Here is a 24,999-nt window from a genome sequence, read left to right on the forward strand (position 1 = left end):
CGACCAGTATCGCGAGCGCCTCGCGTTGTGATGTCCACAGGTCCAACAGCGCTGCTCATTGATCAGCATCTCCCTAGCGGACATGCAACTTTTCAAAGCCTGATCGAATTAAAGGCTCCAACGCAGCCCCCGGCCTCAAACACGCCGTGGCTGGCGGGGTAGCGCTCTATCGCCGTGGAATCGATGAGTTCTATCTCTCGCAGTACTCATGGATTCACGAACAACTCGAAGGTGCGCGTTCCGGCCTGGAACGCATCGGCATGTATGAGCGATGCAAGGATGCGCTGATACAAGCAGAGGCGCTGGTCCACAAAGGTCCTGAGCACGACTAGGAGGCTGTCATGCTACTGCTGCGGGTTGGCGGTGAACTAGCACATGCCTCAGGTAGCTTCGAAAAACTCCAGCGCGCGTTCAAAGCTCAAAACGACGAAGGACCGTCAGCGTAAGGACCGCTATGGAGCCGGTCGAACTTCTGCTCAGGCACCAAAGCAGTCCCCTCAGCATCAAAAGAAGCTGACCCTCGCCAAAGTTACTGAACCGCCACAACCAGTCGTTCGACTGCCAGAGATCGAGCTCACCAGCGTGACCTCGAGACCGTCGAGCACCCAGGCCACGCCGAGCGCGATCACCACGCGCCAGTGCCCGCGCGACCAGGGCAGGCGGTCGAGGCAGGCCGGGATGTCGCTGTGAAGAAGCGTCATGCGGGCGCGAGCTTGCGATCGGCAGGCGCCGGCGGCGTCCATTCGTACAGCCAGGTTTCGCTCAAGGCCTGGCCGTCGGCGCGCAGGAAGAGCCGCAGCGTGACCGGACCGCTGCGCGGGGGCGGCACCGCGTCGAAGGTGGCGCGGACGCCGTTCACCGATGCGAGCGGGCGTGCCGACTTGAGCTCGATGCTTCCACTCGATGCAGTGATGACGGGCTCGACCGTCGTCGTCTTCGGGTCGATCCGCGCCAGCTGGCCGCCTGCGAAGTCGACCACGAAGCGCCAGGACCAGTGCCGCCGCTTGCGCCCGACCGTGCCGCCGATGCCGGTGCGCGTGGCCACGCAGGTGGCGAGCGCCGGGCGCACCGGCGCGGTGGCGCCCCAGTAGAGACGATAGCCGTACAGCAGCTCCTGCCCGCGCTGCGGCTTCTGCGCCGGGTTCCAGAAGGCCACGATGTTGTCGAAGGTCTCGTCCACCGTCGGTATCTCGACCAGCTGGACCGCGCCTTCGCCCCAGGGCGTCTTGGGCTGGACCCAGAGCGAAGGGCGCTTCTCGTAGAAGGCGCCGTCGTCCTGGTAATGGTCGAAATTGCGGTCGCGCTGCATCAGGCCGAAGCCCCCGGGGTCTTTGTCGACGAAGGAGCTGAAGCGCAGCGTGGCCGGGTTCACGAGTGGGCGCCAGATCCATTCGCCATTGCCGCGGTGCATCGCCAAGCCGTCGGAGTCGTGGATCTCGGGACGCCAGTCGCCGGCCGTGCGGCGGTCGTTCTCGCCGACCTGGAACATGCTTGTGCAGGCGGCGATGCCGAGGCGCTCGATCTGCCTGCGCGGATAGAGCGCGGCATCGACGTCCATCGTCAGCAGCTCGCCCGGCGTGATCGCGAAGCGGTAGGCACCGGTGATGCTGGGCGAGTCGAGCATCGCGTAGACCACCACGGAGTTCGCGCCCGGCGCCGGCCGTTCGAACCAGAAGTCGGTGAAGTCCGGAAACTCCTCGTCGCGGCCCAGCGCCGTGTCGACTGCGAGGCCGCGTGCCGACAGGCCGTACTGTCTCTCGGCGCCCACCGCGCGGAAGTAGCTGGCGCCGAGAAAGGCGGCGACATCCCTGTCGAAATCGGGCGCGACGTGGATGCGAAAACCGGCAAAACCAAGGTCGCGCGGCTGCCGCGCGCCGTCGAGGCCGCTTCGGCCGTAGTCGAACATCGCAGGGTCGTAGGCGAGCTCCTGCGCCTGGCCGCCGGCGAGCTCAAACATGCGCACCGGCCGCTTGAAGAACAGTCCCAAATGGAACAGGCGAATTCGGAAGCGCAGCCTGTCGTCGGCCCACAGCGCATGGTCGGGCTTGAAGCGGATCGCCTGGTACTGGTCCCAGTCGAGCGCCGCGACATCGCGCGGCAGCGCTCTGCCGTGCGGCCGATAGGGCCTTTGAGCGAGATCGCGCGCCGCGCCCTTGAGCCAGGCGTAGTCGAATCTTCCGGGGCTGCCGAGCGGCTGGAGTTCGGCGGCCCAGGCTGCGGGTGCCACAGCAAAGCTCGTGCAGCCTGTGCTTGCAACCGCGCCGACAGCGAGAAAGCTTCTTCTTCGCATGGCGCAGTCTAGGCGGCGGCGCGGCCGCGGTTCGTCGGACGAGCGCCTGTTCGGAGGGGCTTCGGGCCTGTCGCCGCCGACCGGCTCAGCCGAGCCAGCTCTTGATGTGCGAGCCCAGCGCCTCGCGGCTGATGCCGTAGCGATCGTGCAGTGTGGGCAGCGCGCCGGCATCGAGGAACGCGTCCGGCAGGCCGGCGAGCTGAAAGCCCGCGGGCTGTACCTTGTGGCGCAGCAGGGCACTCGCCACCGCTTCACCGAGGCCACCGACCACAGAATGGTTCTCGGCGACGACCACCAGCCGGTGCTTGTAGCGCACGGCCTCGACGATGGCCGCCTCGTCCAGCGGCTTGATGGTCGGGCAATGCAGCACGGCGACGCCAACCTTGTCCTTGGTCAGGTCCTGCGCGGCCTCGAGCGCCCGCATCGTCAGCAGACCGCTGGAGATCAACAGCACGTCGGCGCCTTCGCGCAACATCTTGGCCTTGCCCAGTTCGAAGCGATAGCCCTCGATTTCATCGAGGACCAGGGGTACCTGACCACGAAGCAGACGCATGTAGACCGGGCCCTTGTGCTCGGCAATCTGAGGCACCGCCTGCTCGATGTCGAGCGCGTCGCAAGGGTCGACGATGGTCAGGCCCGGGACGCCGCGCATCATTGCGATGTCTTCGATCGCGGCATGGCTGGGGCCGTACCCCGTGGTCAAGCCCGGGAGCGCGCAGCAGATCTTGACGTTGAGGTCCTCCTCGGCGATCACCTGGTGGATGAAGTCGAAGGCGCGACGCGTGCCGAACGCGGCGTAGGTCGTCGCGAACGGGACCAGGCCTTCCTTGGCCATTCCACCGGCGGCGCCCATGAGCAACTGCTCGGCCATGCCCATCTGGTAGAAGCGCTCCGGGTACGCCTGGGCGAACAGATGCAAGTCCGTGTACTTGGCCAGGTCCGCCGTCAGGCCGACGACTTCGGGACGGTTGGCGGCGTATTCGACGAGTGCCTTGCCGAACGGAGCGGCCTTGACCTTCTGCCCTTCGGAGGCGATCGAGGCGATCATCGCCGAGGTGGTCAGGCGCGGCTTCTTTTCTGCGGCGGCGGTACTCATGCCGGGGCTCCTTCGGCTTGAACATAAGGTTGGGATTGGTCGAGGACCTCGAGGGCTTTCTGCCACTCCGGCGGATCGACGCGGATGAAGTGGCTCTTCTCGCGCTGCTCGAGGAAGGGCACGCCCTTGCCCATCAGCGTGTCGAAGACGATGACGCGCGGCCTTGCTTCCTGGAGTGCACGGGCGGCGTCGAACGCCTCCACCACGGCCGCCAGGTCGTTGCCGTTCACGCGCTGGACATGCCAGCCGAAGGCGGCCCACTTGTCGGCCAGGGGCTCGAAGCCCAGCACCTTGCCCGAGGGCCCGTCGGCCTGCTGATTGTTCACGTCGACCAGGCAGATCAGGTTGTCCAGCTTGTGGTGGGCGGCGGACATCGCGGCCTCCCAGGTCGAGCCCTCGTCGAGTTCGCCGTCGGACATGGAGTTGTAGACGACGGCCGGGTTCTTCTTCTGCTTCAGCGCAAGCGCCATGCCCACGCCGATGATCAGCCCCTGGCCGAGCGATCCGCCCGACATCTCCATGCCGGGGGTGTAGGCGGCCATGCCCGACATCGGCAGGCGGCTGTCGTCGCTGCCATAGGTCTCGAGCTCGCTCTCGAGGATGATTCCGGCTTCGATGAGCGCCGCGTAGTGCGCAATCGCATAGTGGCCGTGCGAGAGGAGGAAGCGGTCGCGCCCCTCCCACTCGGGCTCCTGCGGCCGCAGGTTCAACGCATGGCAATAGGCCGTTGCAAGCACGTCGGCCCAGCCGAGCGCCTGGCCGATGTAGCCCTGGCCCTGGACCTCGCCCATGCGCAGCGCGAAGCGCCGGATGCGGTACGCGCGCTGCGCCAGCGCGGCGAGCTGGTTGTTGGTGGAAATCACGGATTGCTCCTTGGATGGTCAGACAAAGGACTCACTTGAAGATGACGGCCGGCACGTACGAGACGAGCGCGAGGATCAGGAATGCGACCACGTAGAACGGGCCCAGCTCGCGCACCGTCTGGCCGACCTTGACCTTGGCGAGCGCGCTGGTGATGAACAGCGTTGTGCCCACTGGCGGCGTGTACAGGCCGATCGCCAGGTTGACGGTCATCATGATCCCGAGCTGCGTCAGGTCCATGCCGATTGCGTTGGCGAGCGGCACGAACACCGGGGTCAGCAGCAACACTGCGGCGGGCAGGTCGATGAACATGCCGCAGACGAGCATCAGCAAGTTCATCAGCAGGATCACGCTCCAGCCGCTCGACAGGTGTGCCTGCGCCCAGGCGACGATGCCGTCGGGCATGCGGTCGTAGGTCAGCAGCCAGCCGATCGCCGCCGATGCCATGATGACGAGCAGCACGACGCCGGTGGCCAGTCCTGCGTGAACGATCGCCGAGTGCAGCCGCTTGAGACCGAGGTCGCGGTAGATCAGCGCCGAAACCAGGCCGGCGAACAGCGTCGAGAGCACGGCCACCTCGGTCGGCGTCGCGATCCCGAAGCGCAGCATTACCACGATCAGCACTGGCAGCACCAGCGCGGGCGCGGCGTACGCGAGCTGCTTGCGGAATGCGGACCAATCGAGCGGCCGCGTCTCGCGCGGGAAGTTGCGCCGTCGGCCGACCCACCAGCACACTGCCATGAAGCCGCCACACATTGCCAGTCCGGGCAGGATGCCCGCGACGAAGAGCGACGCGATCGACGTGTTGCTGACCAGCGCGAAAAGGATCATCGGGATCGACGGCGGGATCAGGATGTCGATCGTCGCGGCCGCGGCGAGCGTCGCGGCCGAGAACGCCGGCGGGTAGCCGAGCCGTTTCTGCCAGGGGATCAGCAGCGAGCCGATCGCCGATGCGTCCGCCACCGCCGAGCCCGAGACACCGCCGAAGATCGTCGAAGACAGGACGCCGACCTGGCCGGGGCCGCCGTGGAAGCGGCCGATCAAGGTCGACAGAACGCCGATCAGCGCCTCGCCGAGCTTGCCGCCCATCATCAGCGTGCCGGTCAGCATGAAGAAGGGAATCGCGATCAGCGGGAAGCTCTGGACCTGCGCGACCATCTGCTGGACGAGAAGATCGAGCGGCACCCTGTCGGAGCTGGCCGCCGCGGCCAGTGCAGCGACGAGCAGCGCGTGCGCGATCGGGATCGCGACCACAGCGGCGCCGAGGAAGACGAAGAGTATCAATGCGGTCATGTCGTTCTCCTTTGTCTCACCAGTGCGCCTGCGGCACCTCGTCGCCGACCGAGGCCGGTTGTTCGCTCGTGTTCCAGGCTCGCCAAGCCGAGAACAGCGCGAGCAGCGCGAGCATCGCCATTCCGCCCATCACGCACCCGTAGGTGACGGAGCCCGGCACCTGCAGGATCGGCGACTTCTCGTCGTGCACGATCTCGAGCATGCGGAACGTCGCGACGCTCGTCACTGCGTAGAGCGCCACGACGCCGAGCCAGGCAAGCGCCGCGAGCGGACGGCGCACTGCGAACGGCAGCTTCTCCATCAGGAAGGTCGTGGTGATGTGTGCCCCGTGCTGGGCGGCCAGCACCACGCCTGCCATCACCAGCCAGGGGAACAGCAGCTCGGGGACTTCGTTGCCCCACTGCAGACTCGCCCCGGTGGCGTAGCGCAGAACGGTGTTCGCGCACAGGATCGCGAAGATCACCGACGTGCTCACCCACAACACCGTCTGGCATATGCCGCCGACGGCGCGTTCGATCGCATTCATGATTTGTCTCCAGAGAAGGGCGCGCTGGTCGCGCCCGGGATCAGGCCCCTACTGCGCTTGCGCGGCGGTGACGACCTTCTTCACGTAGGGACCGATCGGGCCCGCCATCCACTTGTCGGTGACGGGTGCGGTGGCCTTCGCGAAGGCTGCCGTGTCCACGGTCGTCACCTGCACACCCTTGGCCTTGAGATCGGCGAGCAGCTTGTCCTCCGACTCCTGCGACAGCTTGCGCTGCAGCGCGGTGGCCTCGGCGGCGGCCTCCTGCACAGCCTTCTTGTCAGCGTCGGAGAGCTTGTCCCACGCGCGCTTGCTCATCAGGAACGGCGTCATCTGGAACTGATGGTTCGTCAGCGACAGGTTCTTCTGCACCTCGTACAGCTTGCTGGCGTGGACGTTCATCACGGGGTTCTCCTGTCCGTCGACCACGCCCTGCTGCAAGGCGACGTACAGCTCGGCGAACTTGATCTGCTGCGCCTCGGCGCCCAGCGCCTGCATGATTTCCACCAGCACCGTGTCCGGTGGCGTGCGCATCTTCAGACCCTTCAAGTCCTCGACCTTCGTGATCGGGCGCTTGCTGTTGGTCATCTGGCGGATGCCGTTGTCCCAGTAGCCGAGGGCGATCAGGCCCTTCTGGGCGGACTTGTCGGCCAGCTCCTTGCCGAGCGGGCCGTCGAGCAGCTTGAAGGCGGCTGCAGCGCTCGAAAAGAGGAACGGCATGCCGAACGCGGCGTACTCGGGCACTGCGTTGGCCACTGCACCTTGCGAGTTGGCGCTCATGTCCAGCGCGCCCGTGCGCAGCGCGGTCACCATCGCCGCGTCGTCGCCCAGCTGCGCCGACGGCGCCACCTGCACCTCGATGCGCCCGCTGGTCTTGGCCTTGAGTACCTCGGCGAACTTGACAGCCGCCTCGTGGCGCGGGTTGCCGGGGGCCGCACCGTGGCCGAGCGTCAACTTGACTGCCTGGGCCTGGGCCCCGAGAGGCAGCGTGGCTGCGGCGGCCACGGCGAGCAGGGTGCGGACAAAGGTCTTGCGTTGCATGGTTTGTCTCCTTTCGAGCATTGGATTCAATGGATCAGCATGCCGCCGTTGACGTCGAGCGTGATGCCGGTGCAGTAGGCGGAAAGATCGCTGGCCAGGAACACGCACGCCCCTGCCACGTCGGAAGCCGCGCCCAGGCGGGCAAGCGGGATCGACTCGGCGATCTCCTTCTTGCGCTCCGGGGTCAGCTTGCCCTGGGTGATGTCGGTTTCGATCAGCCCCGGGGTGATGCAGTTGACGCGGACGCCTTCGATCCCGAACTCGCGCGCCATCGCGCGCGCCAGGCCGAGCACGCCGGCCTTGGCAGCGGAGTAGTGAGGGCCGCCGAAGATGCCGCCGCCGCGTTGGGCAGAGACCGAAGAGATGCAGATGATCGAACCCGACTGCTGCTGGCGCATCGCCGGCAGCACGGCCTGCGACATGTGCAGCGTGCCGCGCAGGTTCACGTCGAGGATCCGGTCGTAGTCGGCACCGGTGATGTCCAGCGTCTTGACCGGCTGGGTGATGCCCGCGTTGTTGATCAGGATGTCGATCCGGCCGAATGCCTTCAGCGCTTCGGCGGCGGCGGCCTCGCAGGCGGCTTTGTCCGTGACGTCGGCGACCAGACCGAGGTGACCTTCCCCCAGCCGTGCTGCGGCCGCAGCTGGCTCGGCGCGAGCCAGATCAAGGATCACCACCTTGGCGCCTTGGGTCGCCATCCGGCGCGCCGTCGCATAGCCGAGTCCGTTGAGCCCGGCCCCGCCGGTGATCAGAGCAACCTTGTCCTTGAGCAGCATTTCGTGGATCTCCATAAGAAACAGGAAGGGGGAGGAAGGGCGCGTTGCAGGAGCGGCTTGGTGCCCGCCTGGCCGGCCGCTGTCTCCGTTGATGGGGGTTATGTTCGGCGCTGCCCGAGCTGACCGCAAACGATCAATCGTCAGGCTAAGATGACGATCCGTCACCATACGACCGGGAGAACCCTATGGCTTCCCTGCCACCCGTTGCCAATCTCCTCGCTTTCGAAGCGGTGGCGCGCCGGCGCAGCTTTGGACTGGCCGCCGCGGAACTCCATCTGACCGCGTCGGCCATCAGCCACCAGGTCGCACGTCTGGAGGCCGACCTGGGAGTGAGGCTCTTCGAGCGCAGCGCACATGGCGTTCGGCTCAGCAACGCCGGCGAGCAATACCTGGAGCGGGTGGCAGGCGCCCTGGCTGCGATCTCGACGGCGACGGAAGACTTGCGCAAGGGCGTCCGCAACAGCCTGTACGTGCACTCGGCGCCCAGCATCGCGAGCCTGTGGCTGATGCCGCGGCTGCGCGGCTTCGCTCAAGCCCACCCCGACATCGTCCTGAACCTGTCCGCGGCGCACACGCCCAGCGATTTCGCGCTGGGGCAGGCCGACCTGGACATCCGCTATGGCGTGCCTCAGTGGGATGACCTGGTGGTCGAGCCCTTGTTCGTCGAGCGCATCGTGCCGCTGGCCAGCCCTGCCTTCATTCGCGAACACCGGCTCAAGCGGATCGAGCAACTGTTCGACGTACCGCTCATCCAGAGCAATGTCAGCGTGGTCCAGTGGTCAGACTGGCTCAGGGAATTCTCCGACAGGCGTGCGCCGGAACAATTCGCTCTGCGGTTCGACCGCGCCCAGATGTCGCTGGACGCCGCGACGCAAGGGCTCGGCGTCGCCCTCGAGAGTGCCGTGAACGCCGGCCCGCATCTTTCGACTGGAAAGCTCAAGCCGGTTTTCGGGCTGGACAAAGCCGTTCGGGTCAAGGCGCACTTCGTGGTCTATCCGGCCAGGCACGCGAAGCGGCCACCGGTCGAGGCCTTTCTTTCCTGGGTGCACGGCGAAGCTGCGCGAACTGAAACGGTGGTGCGCTGAGCAGCCTGCCATCTACACCTGGATCAGCCCCCAGCGCAGCGCAACCCAGGTCAGCTCCGCCTGGTTGCTCGCCCCCAGCTTCTGCTTCACGCGATAGAGGTGAGAGCCGACGGTACTGACAGAGAGGTTCAGCGTGGCCGCGATCTGCGCCACCGTCATGCCGCGCGCCAGCTGGATGAAGACCGAGAACTCGCGCTCGCTGAGCAGCTCGGCCGGATTGGCGTCGCCCTCGATCTGCGCCGTGGCCAGCGCCTGGGCGGTATGGGCATCGATGTAGCGCTCGCCGCGCGCCACTGCCTTCACTGCGGCGATCAGCGCCTCGGGCGCGCTGCGCTTGGCCAGGTAGCCGAGGGCGCCGGCGCGCAGCACGCGGCGCGGATGGGCGCTGTCTTCGTGGGCCGACAGCGCGAGCACGCGCGCCTTCGGGTCGTGGGCGAGCAGGCGGCGCACGGCCTCGAGCCCGCCCATGCCGGGCATCGACAGGTCCATCACGACCACGTCAGGCCGTACCTGCGGGTACTCCTGGCAGGCTTGTTCGCCGGTGTCCGCTTCGGTCACCACCTCGATCCGGGCGTCCGCGAGCAGCATGCGAAAGCCCATGCGCACCAGCGCATGGTCGTCGACCAGCATGACTCGGATCGGTGCAGTGTCTTGGTTCTCGGGGGTCATCGCTTCTCCGCGCCTGCAGCCGGCAAGGGCAGGCGTACCGTCAGTTGGGCACCGTTCGGCGCCGCAGGTTCCAGGCGCAGCTCGCCGCCGAGGTTCTCGATGCGCTCGGCGAGCCAGCGCAACCCGTAGTGGCCCACGCCGGCTGCCTGGGCTGCTTCAGGGCCCGGCAGGCCGCGCCCGTCGTCCGTCAGCGTGAGCGTCACCGCTTCTTCGTCGCCGCGCAGCGCAAGCACGATGCGCTGTGCCTGTCCGTGCCGCAGGGCGTTGGTGATGCCCTCCTGGGCAGCGCGGTACAGCACGAGGGCGGCGTCGGTGTCCAGCGGCACGCGGTCTAGCGCCACGCCGAGCTGCCATTCGACCTGTATGCCGTGGCTGGTTCGCGTGCGCTCGACCAGGTCCTCGAGCGCGGGCACCAGGCCGAACTTGTCGAGCACCAGCGGGGTCAGGCGCGGGATCATGCCGTGCATCGCGGTGTAGAGGCGCGCCGATTCCTCGGCGATCACGCGGGCCGCCTGCTCGGCTTGCGGATCCAGCGTCTCCATGCGCCGGGCGATCGACAGGGCCATGCTGCGCATTGCGGTGACCGACTGCCCCAGCTCGTCGTGCAGCTCGCGCGCGATCAGCCGCCGTTCCTGTTCGATCTTCTGGTCGACCCAGCGGCCCAGCTCGCGGCTCTCGGACAGGCGGCTCTCTGCCCGCACGGCGCGCCGCTCGGTCTCGATGTGCTGCTGCAGCATGCCCACCATGCGGTTGAAGGCGGCGCCGATGGCGGCCGCTTCGCTGCCGGGCAGGGCGCGCAGCGCGACGTCGAAGCGCCCGTTCTCGAGCTGGTTCAGCGCGTCCACGATATCGGCGAAGGGCCGCGTGGCGCGCCCGACCAGCCAGAACACGAGCGCATTGACGACCAGCAGCAGGCCGAGGGCGCTGAGCGTCAGCAGCACGGCATCGTCCCAGGCGTCGAGCACCGCGCGCGACGCGTTGGCGCGCACGATCAGCTTGCCGCCGGGAAAGACGATCGACATCTCGTTGGGCCGGGGCGAAACGAAACCGGCAAACCAGTCCGGCGCATCGCGGCCCGCCTTGTAGACCGAGGTGGGCGAGCTGTACAGCACCTGCCCCTGTTCGTCGAACAGCGTGATGTCGTTGGAGCGCACCCGGCCGACCCCCTGCAGAAAGGCGAGCATCGCGGGCGCGCCCTGGGCCGCGTAGAGCCAGGCCGTGCGGTTCAGCAGCTGCGCGGCCACCCGGTTCGCCGCCACCACTTCCTCCTGAACCGATTCGCGCATCGCGCGCAGTTGCAGGCCAAGCATGACGGCGACGAACAGCAGGGTCAGCAGGCTCACGATCAGGTTGATCTTCAGGCGCAGCGTCATTGCGCCAGCCCATCCCCGAAATGGCCGTGCAGCGCATAGCTGTCGAGGGCGGCGACCATCGCGGATGCCATGGCCGGATGCGCCGGATCGTGGCCCGCGCCGTCGAGCCAACGAAGCTGGGCGTGCGCAAGGCGTTCGTGCACGGCCTGCGCTGCCTGCGCTCGGCAGACGCGATCGTCGCGCGAGTGCAGCAGCAGCGTGGGCACCGGCGGCAGCGCGCCGAGGCGCTCCAGCAGCGGGGGCTCGTCCAGCCAGCAGCGGTGGACCAGGTAGTGGCTTTGCACGCGGTAGCGGTCCACCAGCGCGTCCTGTGTCTCGGGACTCGGATCGGGGTCTGTGGATGGCACGGCGGAGCCGCCGGCCATCGTTCGTTCCCAGCGCCACCACGCAAGGGCGAGCCGCCGCTGCAGCTCCGCATTGGCCGGGGTGGGCGCCTGCTGCAGTGCATCAGCCAGGAAGCCCAGCATGTCCGCGCGCCGATCGGGCGGCGCCACCGCCGCGAACCGCGCCCAGGCTGCAGGCTCGCTGCCAGCCGTGTCCTGGAAGAAGGCCTCGATCTCCTCGGCCGTGGGGAGGAACACCGAGCGCAGCAGCAGGGCCGAGACCGCCGACGGCTCGAAGCCCGCATAGGCAAGCGCCAGCGTGGCGCCCCAGGAGCCGCCGGCCACGAGCCAGCGCTGCACGTCCAGCCGCTCCCGCACGATGCGCAGGTCCTCCAGCAGTTCGGCCGTGCGGTTGTGCGCGGTCGCGCCGCGCGGGCGGCTGCGGCCCGCGCCGCGCTGGTCGACGCTGATCACCCGGTAGCGCGCCGGATCGAAGAAGCGGCGCAGCAGCGGCGAGCTGCCCGACCCCGGCCCGCCGTGCAGCACGAGCGCGCAGATACCCGCCGGATCGCCGCCTTCCTCCACGTGCAGCACATGGCCGTGCGATATCGCCATGGCGTGGGTGCGCAGGGGCGGTGTTTCGGGGTACAGGCCGGAGGGGAGCACGAGGCCATGGTAAGCGCCGCCCCGTTCGTCGCCATTCATGAAAATCATGAAGTGCGATTCATGATTTCGTGGCTGGAGCGCAGCGGCCGCACGGGCCAAGATGCGACAGGGACATTCGAGTGATCCCCGCGGTCGCCGACCGGCGCCGCGCAACGTTTTGCAGGAGACACACATGAAATGGGAAACCCCGACGGCCACTGATCTTCGCTTCGGCTTCGAGATCACGATGTACGTCAGCGCCCGCTGAGTTGCGCGCCTCGTGACAACCCGCCCCGGTATCCCCGGGGCGGGTTGTTTCGACCCCTGCTTCCTTCTTTCCTTTCGCGATGCGCATCACGGTCCTGGGCTCGGCAGCCGGCGGTGGCTTTCCTCAATGGAACTGCAACTGCCGCAACTGCGCGGGCGTGCGCGCGGGCACCGTGCGCGCCAGGCCGCGCACGCAGTCCTCGATCTTCGTGCGGCCCGACGAGGGCATCGATGGCGTGCTGTTCAACGCCTCGCCCGACATCCTGGAGCAGATCCGCAGCAGCCCCGTGCTGCAGCCCGCGCGCAAGCTGCGCGACAGCGCCATCGCCGGCGTGGTGCTGATCGACGGGCAGGTCGACCATGCGACCGGCCTTTTCATGCTGCGCGAGCGCGGCGCGCCGCTGCCGCTGTGGTGCACCGACCCGGTGGCGGAAGACCTGAGCCAGGGCAATCCGGTGCTGCGCGTGCTGTCGCATTACTGCGGCGTGGCGCGGCATCCGATCGCGATCGACGGCAGCGCCTTCCAGGTGCCCTGGGTACCGGATCTGGACTTTCGCGCCCTCGCACTGACCGGCAAGGCGGCGCCTTACTCGCCGCACCGCGAGCATCCGGTTCCCGGCGACAATATCGGCATCACCATCCGCGACCGCAGGAGCGGCAGGAGCGTGTTCTACGCGCCGGGCCTCGGGGCGATCACGCCGCCGGTGTTCGATGCCATGGCGAGCGCCGACGCCGTGATGGTGGACGGCACCTTCTGGACTGACGACGAGATGGTTCGCCTGGGCGTTGGGACCAAGCGGGCGCGCGAGATCGGCCATCTGCCGCAATCGGGCGAGGGCGGCATGATCGAATGGCTCGGGCGGCTGCCTGCGAGCACGCGGCGCATGCTGATCCACATCAACAACACCAACCCCATCCTCGACGAGGACTCCGACGAGCACGCAGCGCTGCGGCGCTCGGGCATCGAGCCCTGCGAGGACGGGATGACGATCCATCTCTGAACCACGGGCCCCACGCATGCATGCCGACAGGATCCAGGACCCGGTTCGACCGGGCGCCGACAGCGGAAAGAGCCAGCCGGCATGGAGCCGCGAGGAATTCGAGCGGCAACTGCGCGAGCGTGGCCGCAGCTACCACATCCACCATCCGTTCAACGTCATGCTCAACAGCGGCCGGGCCACGCCCGAGCAGGTCCGCGGCTGGGTGGCGAACCGCTTCTACTACCAGATCGCGATCCCGATCAAGGACGCGGCGGTGCTCTCGAACTGTCCCGACCAGGACGTGCGCCGCGGCTGGGTGCAGCGCATCCTCGACCACGACGGCTTCGAGCTCGGCGGCGTGAAGGACCCGGGCGGGATCGAGGCGTGGCTGCGCCTGGCGGAGTCCGTCGGGCTGACGCGCGAGGAAGTGCGGGATCTGCGGCACGTGGTGCCGGCGGTGCGCTTTGCGGTCGACGCCTACGTGAATTTCGCCCGCCGCGCGCCGTGGCAGGAGGCGGTGTGCTCGTCGCTGACCGAACTCTTCGCGCCCGAGATCCACAAGCAGCGCCTGGCCACCTGGCCCGAGCACTACGCGTGGATCGAGCCCGCCGGCCTGGACTACTTCCGCAACCGGGTGAGCCAGGCGCGGCGCGACGTCGAGCAGGGCCTGGCGATCACGCTCGATCACTTCGACACCCGCGCGCTGCAGGAGCGCGCACTGGAGGTGCTCCAGTTCAAGCTCGACATCCTGTGGGCCATGAACGACGCAATGGCGACGCGCTACGGCGTGAACGACGCATGAGCGAGATCAGGAAAGCGCTGAGCGCCGAGAGCAAGCCCCGTATCGGCCCGGGCTTCCGCCTGCAATGGGAGCCCGTGCAGGAGCGGCACGTCCTGCTGTACCCCGAGGGCATGGTCCAGCTCAACGGCAGCGCGGGCGAGATCATGAAGCGCTGCAACGGCGAAAGCAGCATCGCCGAGATCGTGGCGGACCTGGAGCAGGCCTTCGGGACCACCGGGCTCGAAGCCGACGTGCGCGGCTTCGTCGAAGTGGCGGCGCAGCAGAACTGGCTGCGCTGGGACACGTGACGACATGACGACCGCGCCACGCCCCGGTCCTCCGCTCTGGCTGCTGGCCGAGCTGACCTACCGCTGCCCGCTGCATTGCGTGTTCTGCTTCAACCCGGTCGACTTCGCGCAGCAGGACAGCGAGCTCGGCACCGAGGACTGGCTGCGGGTGCTGCGCCAGGGCCGCGAGCTCGGCGCGGTGCAGTGCGGCCTGTCGGGCGGCGAGCCGCTCCTGCGCGACGACCTGGAGATCATCGTCGCCGAGGCCAGCCGGCTGGGCTACTACACCAACCTGCTGACCTCCGGCGTGGGCTTGAACGCGGAGCGCGCCGCCGCGCTGAAGGCGGCCGGGCTGGACCATGTGCAGCTGTCGTTCCAGGACTCCACGCGCGAGATGAACGACTTCCTCTCGCACACCAAGACCTTCGAGCTGAAGAACCGGGTGGCGAAGATCATCAAGGACCAGGGCTGGCCGATGGTCATGAACGTGGTCATCCACCGAATGAACATCGACCACATCGACCGCATCATCGAGATGGCGCACGAGATGGGCGCCGAGTACCTCGAGCTCGCGAACACGCAGTACTACTCGTGGGCCTTCGTGAACCGCGACCAGCTGCTGCCCACCCACGAGCAGCTGCGCCGCGCCGAGCAGGTGACCGACGGCTGGCGCGCCCGGCTGGGCGAGCGCATGCGCATCTTCTACGTCGCTCCCGACTACCACGAGGGCCGCGCCAAGAAGTGCGTCAACGGCTGGGGCAGCATGTTCCTCACCGTGGCGCCGGACGGCACGGCGCTGCCATGCCACACCGCGAAGATGCTGCCGGGCCTGGAGTTCCCGAACGTGAAGGCGCACGGCCTGCGCGAGATCTGGTTCGACTCCGAAGGCTTCAACCGCTACCGCGGCACCGGCTGGATGAAGGAGCCGTGCGCGAGCTGCGACATGCGCGAGCAGGACCTGGGCGGCTGCCGCTGCCAGGCCTACCTGCTGGCGAACGATGCGGCGGCCGCCGACCCGGTCTGCGCGAAGAGCCCCGATCATCAACGTGTGGTGGAGGCGGTGCAGCGCGCCGCCGAGCGCGAGCCCGGCGGCCCGGTCGAGCATCCCTTGGTGTTTCGCGATCCCGCCAACTCGCGCCGCCTGGCGGCACCCGTCATGCCGCCTGGCTGAGGCCGCGTGGCGTGCCTTCGGCCGCCTTTCTTTTTTCGCGACGCCATCCGAAGTCAGGTGCGAAGCGCCAGGCGAGCAGCAGCAAGGCGAGCAGCGCCGGGATCCAGCGCAGGTCCGTGTCCGCGGGCTGGCTTTGGGCGAAGCGGCGGTCGAGCATGGCTGTCTTCAGTGCATCGGGCGTGTTCAGGCGCAGGTAGTTCGCGCCGACGAGCTTGGCGAGCGATCGCAGATGGTCCTCGCGCAGCTCGGACAGGTGCTCGCGGGTCTGCGTGGCGCCGATGGCGGCGCCTTGCACCACGTCCTCCGGCTTCCAGTAGCCGGCGGGCTGGCCGGCGCTGTTCGTCTTGGGAATCGGCATCGGCACATCGCCGCCGACGCCGACCAGCCAGCCCTTCACCTCGCCGGGCGTGATGTCGCCCATCGGCACCGTGTCGTTGGCGCGCAGCAGCGGTGCCTCCTGCCCGTCGCTGATGAAGACGAAGCTGGTGTGTGCTCCGATGCTCCTGGCGCCGCGCACGGCCCAGGTCACGCCCTTGCCGATGTTGCTGGCGTTGGCCCAGCGCATGCGGGCATCGATGCGCTCGAGCGAGGCGAGCAGTTCCTCGTAGTGGCTGCAGACCTCGATGGGGGCGAGGATCACGAGCGATCGGTAGTCGGCGAACACGCTCCAGCCGACCTTCGATCCGCAGGGCAACGCGGCCAGCACGTCGCGCATCGCGGCGCGAGCCAGGGTCAGGCGGCTCACGGTGGACTGGTTGAGCTCGACGTCCTCGACGTGCATGCTCTGGGTGATGTCGAAGCTGACTTGCCACTCGAAGACGGGGCGTTGGAGTTGGATGCGGGGGGGCCAGGCGGCTAGGGCGAGCAGGAGGAGGGCGGCTAGCAGAAGCCAGTTTCCGCTGCGTTGGATGCGGTGCCAGGGAGCGTTCATCGGGGCTTGCTCCATGCGGGGGAGCTCCCTCTCCCTTCGGGGGAGGGTTGGGGTGGGGGCACTCTGGCTGTCGATTGGTACGGTGCGCTTGGTTGGGGCGAAATCCCGGCTCCGGGCTCAAACCAACAGCAACGTACGACATCAAGCGAACGAGTGCCCTTACCCCCACCCTCTCCAAGAGGGGGAAGGAGCAAGTCCCGGCTCACGGCAAGTCCCCCGCAACGAACCCCGGAACCCGAACCCTCCGCTGCTCCACCGACTGCTGCTGCTCCGCCGAAAAAGCCTCCTGCTCTTCCGGCGCCAACCTCAACGCCCGCTCCAGGTTGTACCGAGCATCCCAGTCCTGCGGCGCCACCCGCAGCAGATCGCGCAGCCGCTGCTTGCCCAGTTCGAACAGCGGCTCCGCTCCGCTCTTCTGCGCAAGCCCTTGCCGCAGGTACATGTTCGCCAGATTGAACAGCGCCTGCTGCGCAACAGCATCGCGTTCGCCCCCTTGAACCAGCCCCGCAAAGCCCTTGAGCGCCGCATCGTGATTGCCCGCCTTCGACAAGGCGAGCGCCTGCGCCAGCTGCAGCTCGCGCGCAGCCCGCGGAGGCAGGGCCGTGGCTTCCTTGCCCACCGGCTCGGCCGCGATGCGCGCGATCTCGGCGTTCAGGCCCGTCGTCCGGTGCAGACGCAAGCCGCGCTCCAGCACGGCGCCTGCACAGCACAGGCTCAGCACGCCGAAGACCAGGTGCACGGTGCGTCGCTTCATGCTTTTTTCCAGCTTTGCAGCTGCAGCGCGCGGCAGGCGAGCAGGCCGGCGCAGCACAGCATCGCGGCCAGGTAGAACGGGCCGCCGTAGTCCCGCCGCGGCACGCGCTCGTGGATGATCAGCGGAAAGTTCTGCTGCCGGTCGATCTCGGCCATGGCAGCCGCCATCGCGTTGGAGTCGTCGACCTGGTACAGCCGATAGGGCGTGCTCAAGCTTTTGAAGAACTGGTGCAGCGCCAGTTCCTCACCCAGGCCGTAGGCGCTTGCCGTCTCGGTGTTGAGGTTGGGCGAGTTGGGGCCGCTGCGCACGTAGATCCAGTAAAGGCCGATCTTCTCGCGCGCAAGGCCCGCGTGGATGCGCTGGCGCGTGGGCTCATCGAGCTGGGCGCCGCCGTCCGAGACGATCAGGATCACGCGGCTTCCCGAAAAGCTGCGGCCCTCGAATTCCTCGATGGCGGCCAGGAGCGCGACGCCCATGCGGGTTTCGGGCAGGCCGCGGCCGATGGCGCTGGCGGCGAGCGCGGCCTGCACGGTGTCGGTCTTCTGCGTGAAGGGCACGACAGCGATCGGCACCGTGCTGAAGGTCATGAAGGCAAAGCGGTTGTCCGGCCGCTTCGCGACGAAGTCGCTGAGCAGGTCGCGCACGACCTTGGCCTTGGGCTCCTGCGACATCCGGCCCGCCGTCTGCAGGCCGTTGGTGTGCACCGTCGCATCCATGCTGCTGCTGCGGTCCATCAGGATCAGGATCTCGGCGCCGCGCCCGGTGCGCTGCACCTGGGCGCCCGACTGGCCGGGGCCGGCGAGCCCGAGAACGGCCAGCGCCATCGCGCCGACCGCGAAGGCGCGCCAGAGAAAGCCGAGCGCACGGCCGACGCGGTCGGCCGGCAGCCAGGCGAGGTACGAGAAGGCCAGCGTGTCGCTGCGCCTGCGCAGCAGCGGCAGCAGCGCGAGGGGCAGCAGGACAAGCATCCAGGGCTGGGAGAAGTCGAAGCGCATGCTTTGCTCAGTGCCGGTGGCGCTTCTCCGCATCGCGCAGCGCCCGGCACAGCGGCTTGAGCGGGTACGAAGGATCGGCCGCGGCCGGGTCGGCGTCGGCCGCGAAGAAGCGCCGGGTGGATTCGCGATAGAAATCTTCGAGCCGCGGCTGCAGCGGACGCAGGTAGGGCGCCTCGGCCACCAGGCGCGGCACGCTGGCGCCGTGAACCACGCGCCCGGCGCTCGCGTTCAGTGCGCGATGCACGACGCGCCACGCCTGCGGGCTCGCCGGGTCGTCGATGCGCTTGAGTTCACGCCAGGCCTGCGCGAAGGGAAGGCGCCGTGCCTCGCTCGCATTGCGCCAGGCCCACCAGGCCAGCCAGGCCAGCAGCACGCCCGCCAGCGCGGCGAGCGAGAGCCGGAGTTGCCGCTCGATGGCATCGGTCGGAAGTGCGGCGACCGGGCGGTCGGGGCGCAGCGGCTGCAGATCGCCTTGGCCGAACGCCTCCGGCGGCGTCAGCGGCGCGATGCTGACCGGCCACGCGGGCAGCGCCAGCGTCGGGCCGGACACGGTGGCGAGGCTCAACGCCGGCAGCGCGATGGCGCTGAGCGCACGGGGTGCGTTGATGAGCTGGTAGTCGATCGCGAGCCAGCGTCGCCCCTGTGCATCGGTTTCGATCCGCGGCGACCTGCGCTCGAGCCACAGGTCGACCCGCGTGGCGGGCGGCAGGGCGCCTGGCTGGAGCGGGCGGCCCGCGTGCTCGAGCAGCACGCGCTGAGTCAGGACGTCGCCCAGCACATGGCCGAAGCTGCGCGGCTGTTCGGTGGTGGCGGCAACGGCGGCGGCGGCTGCGGGCGCGGCGGGTTCGGCGCTGGCTGCCGGACCGGCGATGCCGCCGAGCACCGCCGCCAGGATCGCCGCCCGGAGCGCCTTCATGCCGCCGTCTCCATGAAGTAGCGGGTGAGGGCTTCGGCGTCGAAGCGGCCGTGCAACTGAAAGGGCGGCATGCCGTGCGAGCCGAACAGTGCGTCGAGCTCGGCGCGCCGCGTCGCGACGGCATCGCGCCAGCGCGTGCGCAGCGACTCGCGCATCCACAGGCTGCGCCGCACGCCGGTTTCGGCATCGCTGAGCGCGACCAGCGCGCGCGAGGGCGGTGGCTCCGTTTCGGCGGGGTCCCAGGCCACCACCGGAACGACGCAGGCGGGCGCCAACTGGTCGAGCAGCTCGCCGAACCCTTCGAGCGGCCAGTGGAAATCGGAGGCGAGGAACACCAGGCCGCCGCGGCCGACCAGACGCTCGGTCGTGCGCCGCAGTCCTGCGAGCGCGCTGCCGTGCGGCACCGTGCCGGGCGGCGCGCCGCAGTCGCGCAAGGTGCGCGCCATGAGGCTGCCGTTGCCGCGGCTGTGGCGCGCAGGCACGAACAGGTCTTCGCGCTCGCGCTGGTCGAATGCCAGCAGGCCCACCGAGTCGCCGCTGCGGAATGCGCTGTAGCCCAGCGCCTCGGCGAGATCGGCCACCACGTCGAGCTTGCGCCGGTCGGCGCCGAAATGCATGGAGGCCGAGACATCCACCACCAGGTGCACCGGTATCGCGACGCGCAGCCGATGGATGCGCACCAGCCAGTCGCCGCGGCCGTCGCGAACGCTGGCGCGCAGGTCGATGCGCCGCGGATCGGGATGGTCGAAGAGGCGCCGGTGCGCTGCGAACTCCTGGCCGCTGCCCTGGCTCAGTCCGCGCTGCGAGCCCGGGCGCCAACCGCCGAAGCGGCGCGGCAGCTGGTAGTGGAATTCGTCGACGCGCTCCATCGCTGGTTCGGAGATTCAGGGCGCGGCGATCTTGTCCGTGATCCCGGCCACCAGCGCCTCCGACAGCTCGGCCCGGCGCAGCTCGTAGACCGGCGTGAAGAAGATGCGGTGCCCGAGCACCGAGGGCAGCACCGCAGCAAGGTCGGCCGGCTCCAGGTGCGTGCGCCCCTCGAGCCAGGCCACGGTGCGCGCGGCCCGCAGCAGCGCGCTCATGCCGCGGGGGCTGGCGCCGGCGAGGATCAGGCGGTCCATGTCCACGCCGTCGAGCCGGATGCCGAACTTCTGCGGCGTCTCGCTGGCTTCCCAGAGGTCGAGCACATAGCGCTCGATGGTCTCGCTGGCGCGCACCGTGCGCTGCACCTGCGCGCCGATGGCGTTGAGCCGGTCCCACGGCAGGATGGCGGACGCCACCTTGTCGATCAGGCCCTCGGTGTCGTGGAAGGCGGTGTCGAACACCAACGACTTGCGGATGTCGCGGTCCGAGGGCTTGGGCATGTTCAGCTCGAACATGAAACGGTCGCGCGCCGCCGAGGCCAGTTCGAAGGTCTCTTCCCGCTCGACCTTGTTGCGGTCGGCGAACACCGTCATGTGCGGAAAGCTGTACTCGCGGTCGAAGGCGGAGACCGTGCGCTCGGCCATGGCGCGCAGCAACAGCGACTGCACCTGCGGCCGGGCCCGGTTGATCTCGTTGAAGAAGAAGGTCACCAGGCGTTCGCCATGGCGCAGCAGCGGGCCCGGATCGATGCGCGGGCGGCCCTGTGCATCGACGTAGGTGTGATAGACCAGGTCGCCCGGCATCAGGTCGACCGTGCCTTCCACGCGCTCGAAGTCGCCGCCGATGGCGCGCGCAAAGGCGCGCAGCACGGTGGTCTTGCCGACGCCGACGTCGCCTTCGAGCAGCACGTGGCCGCGCGCGAACAGCGCGACGTTGATGAGCCGGATCGTCTGCGCCTGGCCGATCACCGCCTTGGCGACCTCGGATTCCACACGCAGCGCGAGCTGGCGCCAGTCTTCGAGTTGTTCCTGGGAGCCCATGGCCTTGTTTCCGCGGGCTCGCTATTTCGACTCGACCAGCTTCTTCAGGTTGCCGAGCCCGCTCTGGTAGACGCCGGTGACGGCCTTCAGCGCAGCCTCGTCGTTCTGCTCCGGCGGCGGGTTGTTGTTCGGATAGCCGCGATAGAAGGCGCCGCGCCACTCGACCACCGACTTGCCGCCGTCGGCGACCACCGAGAGGGTGGAGGTGTAGTTGGTCACCGGCAGCGCGCCGCCGTCCTTGGCGCGGTAGCTGTACTTCTTTTGCGCGTCGTCGTAGCTCTCGAGCGTCTCGACCAGCGTGCCGCCGCCCTTGAGCTTGAGGGTTCTCACCGAGCCGACGGTGTTGCCTTTGTCCGCGGGGCTTTCCGCCACGGCCGGGTGCCAGTCCTTGAGCCCGTTGAAGTTCCTGATCGCGGCCCAGACGGCATCGGGCGGCGCCTCGACGGTGATTTTTTCCGTCACCTTCTGGCGTGTCGGACCGTGGGCCAGGCTGGAGGCCGATGCGGCCAGCAGCAGGGAGGCGGCGAGGACAGGGAGGGCCCGCCGGCCGGGAGCGAATGTCGGCATGGGTGTTGTTCGATGGGTTGAGAGATGCATGGCTGCGAAGATGTTCAGGGCTCGAGCGGCGCGCCGATGAAGGCGCCGAAGCCGCGGCTGTTCTTGCCGGTGGCGATGGTCTGGCGCTTGCGTCCGCTCTCGGCGTCCAGCACCTGCACGTTGTCGTCCATCCAGTTCACGACGTAGACGCGGTCGGCGTGCGCGGCGATGCCCTCCGGATAGGCGAAGCCGGGAAGGGTGCGCAGCACCCGCAGCGAGACGGCATCGACCACGCTGACGCTGTCGTCGCGCTGGTTGGTCACGTACAGCAGCGCGCCGCCGTGCGCCAGCGCCGCCCCGTAAGGGGCCTTGCCGACCTTCACGGTCGCGACGACGGCCGGCCCGCGCGGGTCGCGCACGTCGATCACCGAGACGTCGTCGCTCTGCACGTTCAGCGCGTAGAGCCGCCGGCGGTGCGCGTCGTGGAGCAGCGCGAAGGGATGGCTGCCGACACGCACGCGCGCCAGCACCCGCCGCGCTGCCGTATCGACCACGGCCACGCTGTCGTCGTCGCGCTCGGCCACGAACACGGTGGCAGCGTCGCTGTGCGCGGCCACGCCGGCCGGCGCCCGGCCGACCGGGATCGAGGCCGGTGGCGCCGCCGCGCGGCTGCCGAGCGCGTCGAACACCAGCAGCCGGCTGCCGTACCAGTCCGCCACGTAGAGCTGCCGGCCGTCCGCCGAGATGTCGAGGCCCACCGGGCCGTCGCCCGCCGGCAGCGTGTCCACGACCTTCTGCTGGCGCATGTCGATGACCGAGATGGTCTTGCTGTCGGGATTGGACACGAAGGCGCGGCCGGCACGCCCGGACGCCACCACGCCGGCCGGAGAGCGGCCGACGGGAACCGTCGCCACCACCTGCTGCGAGGCGAGATCGATCACCGAGACGTCGTGGCTTCCCTGGTTGGTGATGTAGGCGAAGGGCGAGGCCCAGGCCGAACCGCCGAGCATCAAGGCCGCGACCCATCCATGGCGCAGGGGTGTTGCGGTGCCCGTCATGTCGCGCGCTTCCGGAGCGCCTTCAAGGCCCGTTGGCCGGGCCGATGAAGCAGCCCTTCTGCACCTTGGCCTGGAGCGCGCGGTAGCGCTTGATGTCGGCCTGCAGCTTTTCCGAGTCGCGGATGTAGCCGCCCCGTTCGCCGCCGATGGTGGTGGCCTTGCTCGCCGTGCTCAGCTGCACGTAATCCGCATACCTGATTTCCCTGGCGAGCGCGTCGAGCGCGCACGAGCACTTGCTGGTCATCTCGAAGTTGCTGGTGCCGGGATGCGCGGCGATGCATTCCTGCACGTAGAGCACGCGGTCCACGGTCGGAAAGTCGTTCACGGGCGCGCCGGCGGCGTGCACGGCCATGGGCAAGTTGAGCAGGCCGAGCAGGCACAGGATTCGGAGCGTGGTCGTCATTGGCATTCGCTGGAATTCGAGAGATGGCGCGTCAGCGCGCCGGCACCTGGGCACCGTCGATGAGAAGTTCCTCGACCACCAGGGGCTTGGCGATCAGGCCTTCGCCCGCGATCTGGGTCCGTATGCCGTAGACACCGCCCGGCACCGCGGCCGAGAGCAGGAAGCGGTAGCGCTTGTTCGCGAACTTTTCGTACTTCGGCCGGTTCGGATCGTCCAGGAAGGGGGCGAAGACGATCTCCTTGCCATTCACCATGCGCCCCCGGTAGCGCATCGTCGTGTCGCGTACTTCGGCGCCCTGGTAGATCGCCATGCGCAGGCGCTTGCGGAAATGATTCTCCGAGCCGCCCGTGAGCCGCTTCATCTGGCGCACATCGTGCTCGAGGAAGTAGAGGATGACGGGGTTGCCCTCGGCTGCCGGCACGTCGGGCACCTGCACCTTGTGCGCTCCGCTCAGGAATGCGCCCTTGGCATCGCAGCAGCCGCCTTCGGCCCTGGCGCTCAAGGCCACGGTGACGCGGTCGGTGAAGGCCTCTTCGAGGCTGCCCGTCCTGCTGAAGGTGTAGAGCAGCTGCGTGGGTGCCTGCAGCGCCTGCAGCTGCGGCGTCATGAACAGCAGCCGCTCCGCGGGCGAGAAGTCGGGCTTGTCTCCCTCGGCCTGCGAGGCAGGTGCCGAGGCGAGCAGGAGGCAGAGCGAAGCGGCGATGGCGAAGCGCATGGAACACCTGTTCAGTTGGTCGGCACCCCGAACGACGCGTCGACCAGCGGAACCCCGTATTCCTTGAGGATCGCCTGGATCTCGGGCGCCTTGGATTCGATCAGGCCCTCGACCTGCTGCTTCCATTCGCGTTCGCCGTAGCGCACGCCCATGGCCATCTGGTAGTCGAGCCGGATGCCCTTTTCGGACTTCAGCGGGATCACGACCAGCGCCGGGTTCTTGACGCGCTGCGCAAAGAATCCGGCGATCGGGCCCCACACCACGACGGCATCGAGCTTGCCGCCGGCCAGGTCCTTCTCGACGATCTCGCCGGGGTACTGGGCCGGGTCGGCGCTCATGAGCTTGTACGGAATCCCCTGTTCGAGCAGGCCGTGCCGGCTGAGCCATTGCGAGGCCGGCGAGCGGTCGTAGATGCCGATGCGCAGCGACTTCAGCTTGGCCGGGTCGAGCTTGAGGAAATCCTCCGCCGAGGCGACCTGGTCCAGTCCCTTGCCCTTCGGGAAGACCAGCGCATAGGTCGAGCGGTAGTACGGCTTGGTGACGGAGACCTCGTCGAGGCCGACGGGCACGCCCATCACGATGTCGCAGGGATAGTCCTGTCCCGGCAGCTTGAAGCGCAGCGTGTTGCGGAAGAAGGCCATCCGCTGCGGGAACGAGTAATAGGTGACGGGGAGGCCGAGCGCCTTGCCGAACAGCTCGGCGATGCGGTTCTCGATGCCCTCTCCCTTGGTGTTGGAGAAGGGCATGTTGTTCGGGTCCTGGCACACGCGAAGCGCCTTGCGCGGGGGCGTGTCCTGGGCGTGGGCAGGAAACAAGGCGAAACAGCATGCCGCGCCAAGGATGCCCGCGACGCCCGCCCGCAGCCGGGCACCGAGGTGCCGGCGGCTGCCAGCGGGCTGGGCGACGGTCATTTGTCTTCTTCCACTCTGGCGCGCGTGATCGCGCCGTCGGAGCGGCCCTTGAGATAGGCGTAGAGCTGGTTGATGTTGTCCATCACCATGGCGTTGTTGCCGAAGCTCTGCATGCCCTTGTCGAGCTTTCCGTCGCGCACGATCTTGATGAACTCTTCCTTCTTCAGCGTCTTCATGCTGGCGATCAGCGAAGGGCCGACCATGCCTTCCTGGTTGGGGCCGTGGCAGCGATCGCAGGCGGCGGAGCGCCAGGCGCGAAATCCCTTCATGGTTTCCGGGTCTACCTTGTAGCCCTCCTTCACCTTGTAGGGCGCCGGGTCGGTCGCGCCGACAGCCACGGTGCAGGTCACGCCCGCAATCAGAAGAAGGGAAGGCAGCAACGTTGACGAACGAAATTTCATGGCTCCTGGGTCT

Annotated in this window: 29 protein-coding genes; 6 read left to right on the forward strand and 23 right to left on the reverse strand. The window is 68.4% G+C overall.

The features are described from left to right. Window positions 1-503: 503 nt before the first annotated feature. The 8 genes from ACMGEZ_RS28270 to ACMGEZ_RS28305 form a co-directional block, all read right to left on the reverse strand. Window positions 504-701: a hypothetical protein gene (locus tag ACMGEZ_RS28270; protein WP_436825645.1), complete on the reverse strand. Its 198-nt coding sequence runs from the start codon at window positions 699-701 to the stop codon at window positions 504-506. Continuing rightward, the gene (locus ACMGEZ_RS28275) at window positions 698-2,290 is read right to left on the reverse strand and encodes an OpgD/OpgG family glucan biosynthesis protein (RefSeq protein ID WP_436825595.1); all 1,593 of its coding nucleotides are present in this window, start codon (window positions 2,288-2,290) and stop codon (window positions 698-700) included. Before ACMGEZ_RS28275 ends, ACMGEZ_RS28270 begins: the two co-directional genes overlap by 4 nt. Window positions 2,291-2,375: 85 nt before the next feature. Next, the gene (locus ACMGEZ_RS28280; RefSeq protein WP_436825596.1) at window positions 2,376-3,386 is read right to left on the reverse strand and encodes a transketolase family protein; all 1,011 of its coding nucleotides are present in this window, start codon (window positions 3,384-3,386) and stop codon (window positions 2,376-2,378) included. Further along, the gene (locus ACMGEZ_RS28285; RefSeq protein ID WP_436825597.1) at window positions 3,383-4,249 is read right to left on the reverse strand and encodes a transketolase; all 867 of its coding nucleotides are present in this window, start codon (window positions 4,247-4,249) and stop codon (window positions 3,383-3,385) included. The genes ACMGEZ_RS28280 and ACMGEZ_RS28285 overlap by 4 nt, the downstream gene beginning before the upstream one ends. A gap of 31 nt (window positions 4,250-4,280) precedes the next feature. Continuing rightward, entirely contained in the window at window positions 4,281-5,540 is a 1,260-nt protein-coding gene (locus tag ACMGEZ_RS28290; protein ID WP_436825598.1) for a TRAP transporter large permease, read from the reverse strand. 16 nt (window positions 5,541-5,556) lie between these two features. Then, complete coding sequence (locus ACMGEZ_RS28295; protein ID WP_436825599.1) at window positions 5,557-6,066, reverse strand: TRAP transporter small permease; 510 nt, start codon at window positions 6,064-6,066, stop codon at window positions 5,557-5,559. Window positions 6,067-6,114: 48 nt separating this feature from the next. Beyond that, window positions 6,115-7,104, reverse strand: coding sequence for a TRAP transporter substrate-binding protein (locus ACMGEZ_RS28300; protein ID WP_436825600.1), 990 nt, complete (start codon window positions 7,102-7,104; stop codon window positions 6,115-6,117). 26 nt (window positions 7,105-7,130) lie between these two features. Beyond that, a complete protein-coding gene (locus ACMGEZ_RS28305; protein WP_436825601.1) occupies window positions 7,131-7,880 on the reverse strand; it encodes an SDR family NAD(P)-dependent oxidoreductase in 750 nt (249 codons plus the stop codon). A 185-nt stretch (window positions 7,881-8,065) separates the two neighbouring features. Here ACMGEZ_RS28305 and ACMGEZ_RS28310 point away from each other — a divergent pair, with 185 nt between their 5' ends. Next, window positions 8,066-8,965, forward strand: a complete 900-nt coding sequence (locus ACMGEZ_RS28310) for a LysR substrate-binding domain-containing protein (protein ID WP_436825602.1) — start codon at window positions 8,066-8,068, stop codon at window positions 8,963-8,965. A gap of 12 nt (window positions 8,966-8,977) precedes the next feature. Here ACMGEZ_RS28310 and ACMGEZ_RS28315 read toward each other — a convergent pair whose 3' ends face one another. The 3 genes from ACMGEZ_RS28315 to ACMGEZ_RS28325 are packed head-to-tail and all read right to left on the reverse strand — an operon-like array spanning window position 8,978 to window position 12,044. Next, window positions 8,978-9,634, reverse strand: coding sequence for a response regulator (locus ACMGEZ_RS28315; protein ID WP_436825603.1), 657 nt, complete (start codon window positions 9,632-9,634; stop codon window positions 8,978-8,980). Further along, window positions 9,631-11,007: a histidine kinase gene (locus tag ACMGEZ_RS28320; RefSeq protein WP_436825604.1), complete on the reverse strand. Its 1,377-nt coding sequence runs from the start codon at window positions 11,005-11,007 to the stop codon at window positions 9,631-9,633. Before ACMGEZ_RS28320 ends, ACMGEZ_RS28315 begins: the two co-directional genes overlap by 4 nt. After that, complete coding sequence (locus ACMGEZ_RS28325; RefSeq protein WP_436825605.1) at window positions 11,004-12,044, reverse strand: alpha/beta fold hydrolase; 1,041 nt, start codon at window positions 12,042-12,044, stop codon at window positions 11,004-11,006. The genes ACMGEZ_RS28320 and ACMGEZ_RS28325 overlap by 4 nt, the downstream gene beginning before the upstream one ends. A 124-nt stretch (window positions 12,045-12,168) precedes the next feature. On the opposite strand from ACMGEZ_RS28325, the gene pqqA reads away from it, so the two are divergent. The 5 genes from pqqA to pqqE all read left to right on the forward strand — a co-directional run bounded on the left by pqqA (window position 12,169) and on the right by pqqE (window position 15,461). Further along, complete coding sequence (gene pqqA / locus ACMGEZ_RS28330; RefSeq protein ID WP_010100094.1) at window positions 12,169-12,243, forward strand: pyrroloquinoline quinone precursor peptide PqqA; 75 nt, start codon at window positions 12,169-12,171, stop codon at window positions 12,241-12,243. A gap of 79 nt (window positions 12,244-12,322) precedes the next feature. Beyond that, window positions 12,323-13,243, forward strand: coding sequence for a pyrroloquinoline quinone biosynthesis protein PqqB (pqqB, locus tag ACMGEZ_RS28335; protein WP_436825606.1), 921 nt, complete (start codon window positions 12,323-12,325; stop codon window positions 13,241-13,243). Window positions 13,244-13,259: 16 nt separating this feature from the next. Then, window positions 13,260-14,024: a pyrroloquinoline-quinone synthase PqqC gene (gene pqqC / locus ACMGEZ_RS28340; protein WP_436825607.1), complete on the forward strand. Its 765-nt coding sequence runs from the start codon at window positions 13,260-13,262 to the stop codon at window positions 14,022-14,024. Then, the gene (gene pqqD / locus ACMGEZ_RS28345; protein ID WP_436825608.1) at window positions 14,021-14,311 is read left to right on the forward strand and encodes a pyrroloquinoline quinone biosynthesis peptide chaperone PqqD; all 291 of its coding nucleotides are present in this window, start codon (window positions 14,021-14,023) and stop codon (window positions 14,309-14,311) included. The genes pqqC and pqqD overlap by 4 nt, the downstream gene beginning before the upstream one ends. A 4-nt stretch (window positions 14,312-14,315) precedes the next feature. Then, the gene (pqqE, locus tag ACMGEZ_RS28350; RefSeq protein ID WP_436825609.1) at window positions 14,316-15,461 is read left to right on the forward strand and encodes a pyrroloquinoline quinone biosynthesis protein PqqE; all 1,146 of its coding nucleotides are present in this window, start codon (window positions 14,316-14,318) and stop codon (window positions 15,459-15,461) included. Here pqqE and ACMGEZ_RS28355 read toward each other — a convergent pair. From ACMGEZ_RS28355 to ACMGEZ_RS28410, 12 genes are all read right to left on the reverse strand, one after another. Beyond that, window positions 15,445-16,392: a vWA domain-containing protein gene (locus tag ACMGEZ_RS28355; protein WP_436825610.1), complete on the reverse strand. Its 948-nt coding sequence runs from the start codon at window positions 16,390-16,392 to the stop codon at window positions 15,445-15,447. The genes pqqE and ACMGEZ_RS28355 overlap by 17 nt on opposite strands. Before the next feature lie 202 nt (window positions 16,393-16,594). Beyond that, window positions 16,595-17,146, reverse strand: coding sequence for an MxaK protein (locus ACMGEZ_RS28360; RefSeq protein ID WP_436825611.1), 552 nt, complete (start codon window positions 17,144-17,146; stop codon window positions 16,595-16,597). Continuing rightward, on the reverse strand, window positions 17,143-18,141 hold the full coding sequence (locus tag ACMGEZ_RS28365; RefSeq protein ID WP_436825612.1) for a vWA domain-containing protein: 999 nt from the start codon (window positions 18,139-18,141) through the stop codon (window positions 17,143-17,145). The genes ACMGEZ_RS28360 and ACMGEZ_RS28365 overlap by 4 nt, the downstream gene beginning before the upstream one ends. A gap of 7 nt (window positions 18,142-18,148) precedes the next feature. Further along, entirely contained in the window at window positions 18,149-19,057 is a 909-nt protein-coding gene (locus ACMGEZ_RS28370; protein WP_436825613.1) for a calcium incorporation protein MxaA, read from the reverse strand. Then, on the reverse strand, window positions 19,054-19,926 hold the full coding sequence (locus tag ACMGEZ_RS28375) for a DUF58 domain-containing protein (RefSeq protein WP_436825614.1): 873 nt from the start codon (window positions 19,924-19,926) through the stop codon (window positions 19,054-19,056). The genes ACMGEZ_RS28370 and ACMGEZ_RS28375 overlap by 4 nt, the downstream gene beginning before the upstream one ends. A gap of 15 nt (window positions 19,927-19,941) precedes the next feature. Then, window positions 19,942-20,961 (reverse strand): AAA family ATPase, encoded by a 1,020-nt coding sequence (locus ACMGEZ_RS28380; RefSeq protein WP_436825615.1) that lies wholly within the window; start codon window positions 20,959-20,961, stop codon window positions 19,942-19,944. A 21-nt stretch (window positions 20,962-20,982) separates the two neighbouring features. Further along, complete coding sequence (locus ACMGEZ_RS28385) at window positions 20,983-21,528, reverse strand: SRPBCC family protein (protein WP_436825616.1); 546 nt, start codon at window positions 21,526-21,528, stop codon at window positions 20,983-20,985. 44 nt (window positions 21,529-21,572) lie between these two features. Next, window positions 21,573-22,556 carry a YVTN family beta-propeller repeat protein gene (locus tag ACMGEZ_RS28390; protein WP_436825617.1) on the reverse strand — a complete coding sequence of 328 codons (984 nt, stop codon included), beginning with the start codon at window positions 22,554-22,556 and terminating at the stop codon, window positions 21,573-21,575. A gap of 22 nt (window positions 22,557-22,578) precedes the next feature. Further along, window positions 22,579-22,959, reverse strand: a complete 381-nt coding sequence (locus ACMGEZ_RS28395) for a hypothetical protein (protein ID WP_436825618.1) — start codon at window positions 22,957-22,959, stop codon at window positions 22,579-22,581. 31 nt (window positions 22,960-22,990) lie between these two features. Then, complete coding sequence (locus tag ACMGEZ_RS28400; RefSeq protein ID WP_436825619.1) at window positions 22,991-23,674, reverse strand: hypothetical protein; 684 nt, start codon at window positions 23,672-23,674, stop codon at window positions 22,991-22,993. A gap of 11 nt (window positions 23,675-23,685) precedes the next feature. Then, on the reverse strand, window positions 23,686-24,585 hold the full coding sequence (locus ACMGEZ_RS28405; protein ID WP_436825620.1) for a substrate-binding domain-containing protein: 900 nt from the start codon (window positions 24,583-24,585) through the stop codon (window positions 23,686-23,688). Further along, window positions 24,582-24,986: a c-type cytochrome gene (locus ACMGEZ_RS28410; RefSeq protein WP_436825621.1), complete on the reverse strand. Its 405-nt coding sequence runs from the start codon at window positions 24,984-24,986 to the stop codon at window positions 24,582-24,584. Before ACMGEZ_RS28410 ends, ACMGEZ_RS28405 begins: the two co-directional genes overlap by 4 nt. Between the last annotated feature and the right edge of the window lie 13 nt (window positions 24,987-24,999).

This window comes from Variovorax stachyos, from assembly GCF_051400855.1.
Lineage (GTDB): Bacteria > Pseudomonadota > Gammaproteobacteria > Burkholderiales > Burkholderiaceae_C > Variovorax.

Coding starts and splice junctions, on each gene's coding strand:
- ACMGEZ_RS28270 (WP_436825645.1), bottom strand. CDS start 701: ATGACGCTTCTTCACAGCGACATCCCGGCCTGCCTCGACCGCCTGCCC.
- ACMGEZ_RS28275 (WP_436825595.1), bottom strand. CDS start 2,290: ATGCGAAGAAGAAGCTTTCTCGCTGTCGGCGCGGTTGCAAGCACAGGC.
- ACMGEZ_RS28280 (WP_436825596.1), bottom strand. CDS start 3,386: ATGAGTACCGCCGCCGCAGAAAAGAAGCCGCGCCTGACCACCTCGGCG.
- ACMGEZ_RS28290 (WP_436825598.1), bottom strand. CDS start 5,540: ATGACCGCATTGATACTCTTCGTCTTCCTCGGCGCCGCTGTGGTCGCG.
- ACMGEZ_RS28295 (WP_436825599.1), bottom strand. CDS start 6,066: ATGAATGCGATCGAACGCGCCGTCGGCGGCATATGCCAGACGGTGTTG.
- ACMGEZ_RS28300 (WP_436825600.1), bottom strand. CDS start 7,104: ATGCAACGCAAGACCTTTGTCCGCACCCTGCTCGCCGTGGCCGCCGCA.
- ACMGEZ_RS28305 (WP_436825601.1), bottom strand. CDS start 7,880: ATGCTGCTCAAGGACAAGGTTGCTCTGATCACCGGCGGGGCCGGGCTC.
- ACMGEZ_RS28310 (WP_436825602.1), top strand. CDS start 8,066: ATGGCTTCCCTGCCACCCGTTGCCAATCTCCTCGCTTTCGAAGCGGTG.
- ACMGEZ_RS28315 (WP_436825603.1), bottom strand. CDS start 9,634: ATGACCCCCGAGAACCAAGACACTGCACCGATCCGAGTCATGCTGGTC.
- ACMGEZ_RS28320 (WP_436825604.1), bottom strand. CDS start 11,007: ATGACGCTGCGCCTGAAGATCAACCTGATCGTGAGCCTGCTGACCCTG.
- ACMGEZ_RS28325 (WP_436825605.1), bottom strand. CDS start 12,044: ATGATTTTCATGAATGGCGACGAACGGGGCGGCGCTTACCATGGCCTC.
- pqqB (WP_436825606.1), top strand. CDS start 12,323: ATGCGCATCACGGTCCTGGGCTCGGCAGCCGGCGGTGGCTTTCCTCAA.
- pqqC (WP_436825607.1), top strand. CDS start 13,260: ATGCATGCCGACAGGATCCAGGACCCGGTTCGACCGGGCGCCGACAGC.
- pqqD (WP_436825608.1), top strand. CDS start 14,021: ATGAGCGAGATCAGGAAAGCGCTGAGCGCCGAGAGCAAGCCCCGTATC.
- pqqE (WP_436825609.1), top strand. CDS start 14,316: ATGACGACCGCGCCACGCCCCGGTCCTCCGCTCTGGCTGCTGGCCGAG.
- ACMGEZ_RS28355 (WP_436825610.1), bottom strand. CDS start 16,392: ATGAACGCTCCCTGGCACCGCATCCAACGCAGCGGAAACTGGCTTCTG.
- ACMGEZ_RS28360 (WP_436825611.1), bottom strand. CDS start 17,146: ATGAAGCGACGCACCGTGCACCTGGTCTTCGGCGTGCTGAGCCTGTGC.
- ACMGEZ_RS28365 (WP_436825612.1), bottom strand. CDS start 18,141: ATGCGCTTCGACTTCTCCCAGCCCTGGATGCTTGTCCTGCTGCCCCTC.
- ACMGEZ_RS28370 (WP_436825613.1), bottom strand. CDS start 19,057: ATGAAGGCGCTCCGGGCGGCGATCCTGGCGGCGGTGCTCGGCGGCATC.
- ACMGEZ_RS28375 (WP_436825614.1), bottom strand. CDS start 19,926: ATGGAGCGCGTCGACGAATTCCACTACCAGCTGCCGCGCCGCTTCGGC.
- ACMGEZ_RS28380 (WP_436825615.1), bottom strand. CDS start 20,961: ATGGGCTCCCAGGAACAACTCGAAGACTGGCGCCAGCTCGCGCTGCGT.
- ACMGEZ_RS28385 (WP_436825616.1), bottom strand. CDS start 21,528: ATGCCGACATTCGCTCCCGGCCGGCGGGCCCTCCCTGTCCTCGCCGCC.
- ACMGEZ_RS28390 (WP_436825617.1), bottom strand. CDS start 22,556: ATGACGGGCACCGCAACACCCCTGCGCCATGGATGGGTCGCGGCCTTG.
- ACMGEZ_RS28395 (WP_436825618.1), bottom strand. CDS start 22,959: ATGACGACCACGCTCCGAATCCTGTGCCTGCTCGGCCTGCTCAACTTG.
- ACMGEZ_RS28400 (WP_436825619.1), bottom strand. CDS start 23,674: ATGCGCTTCGCCATCGCCGCTTCGCTCTGCCTCCTGCTCGCCTCGGCA.
- ACMGEZ_RS28405 (WP_436825620.1), bottom strand. CDS start 24,585: ATGACCGTCGCCCAGCCCGCTGGCAGCCGCCGGCACCTCGGTGCCCGG.
- ACMGEZ_RS28410 (WP_436825621.1), bottom strand. CDS start 24,986: ATGAAATTTCGTTCGTCAACGTTGCTGCCTTCCCTTCTTCTGATTGCG.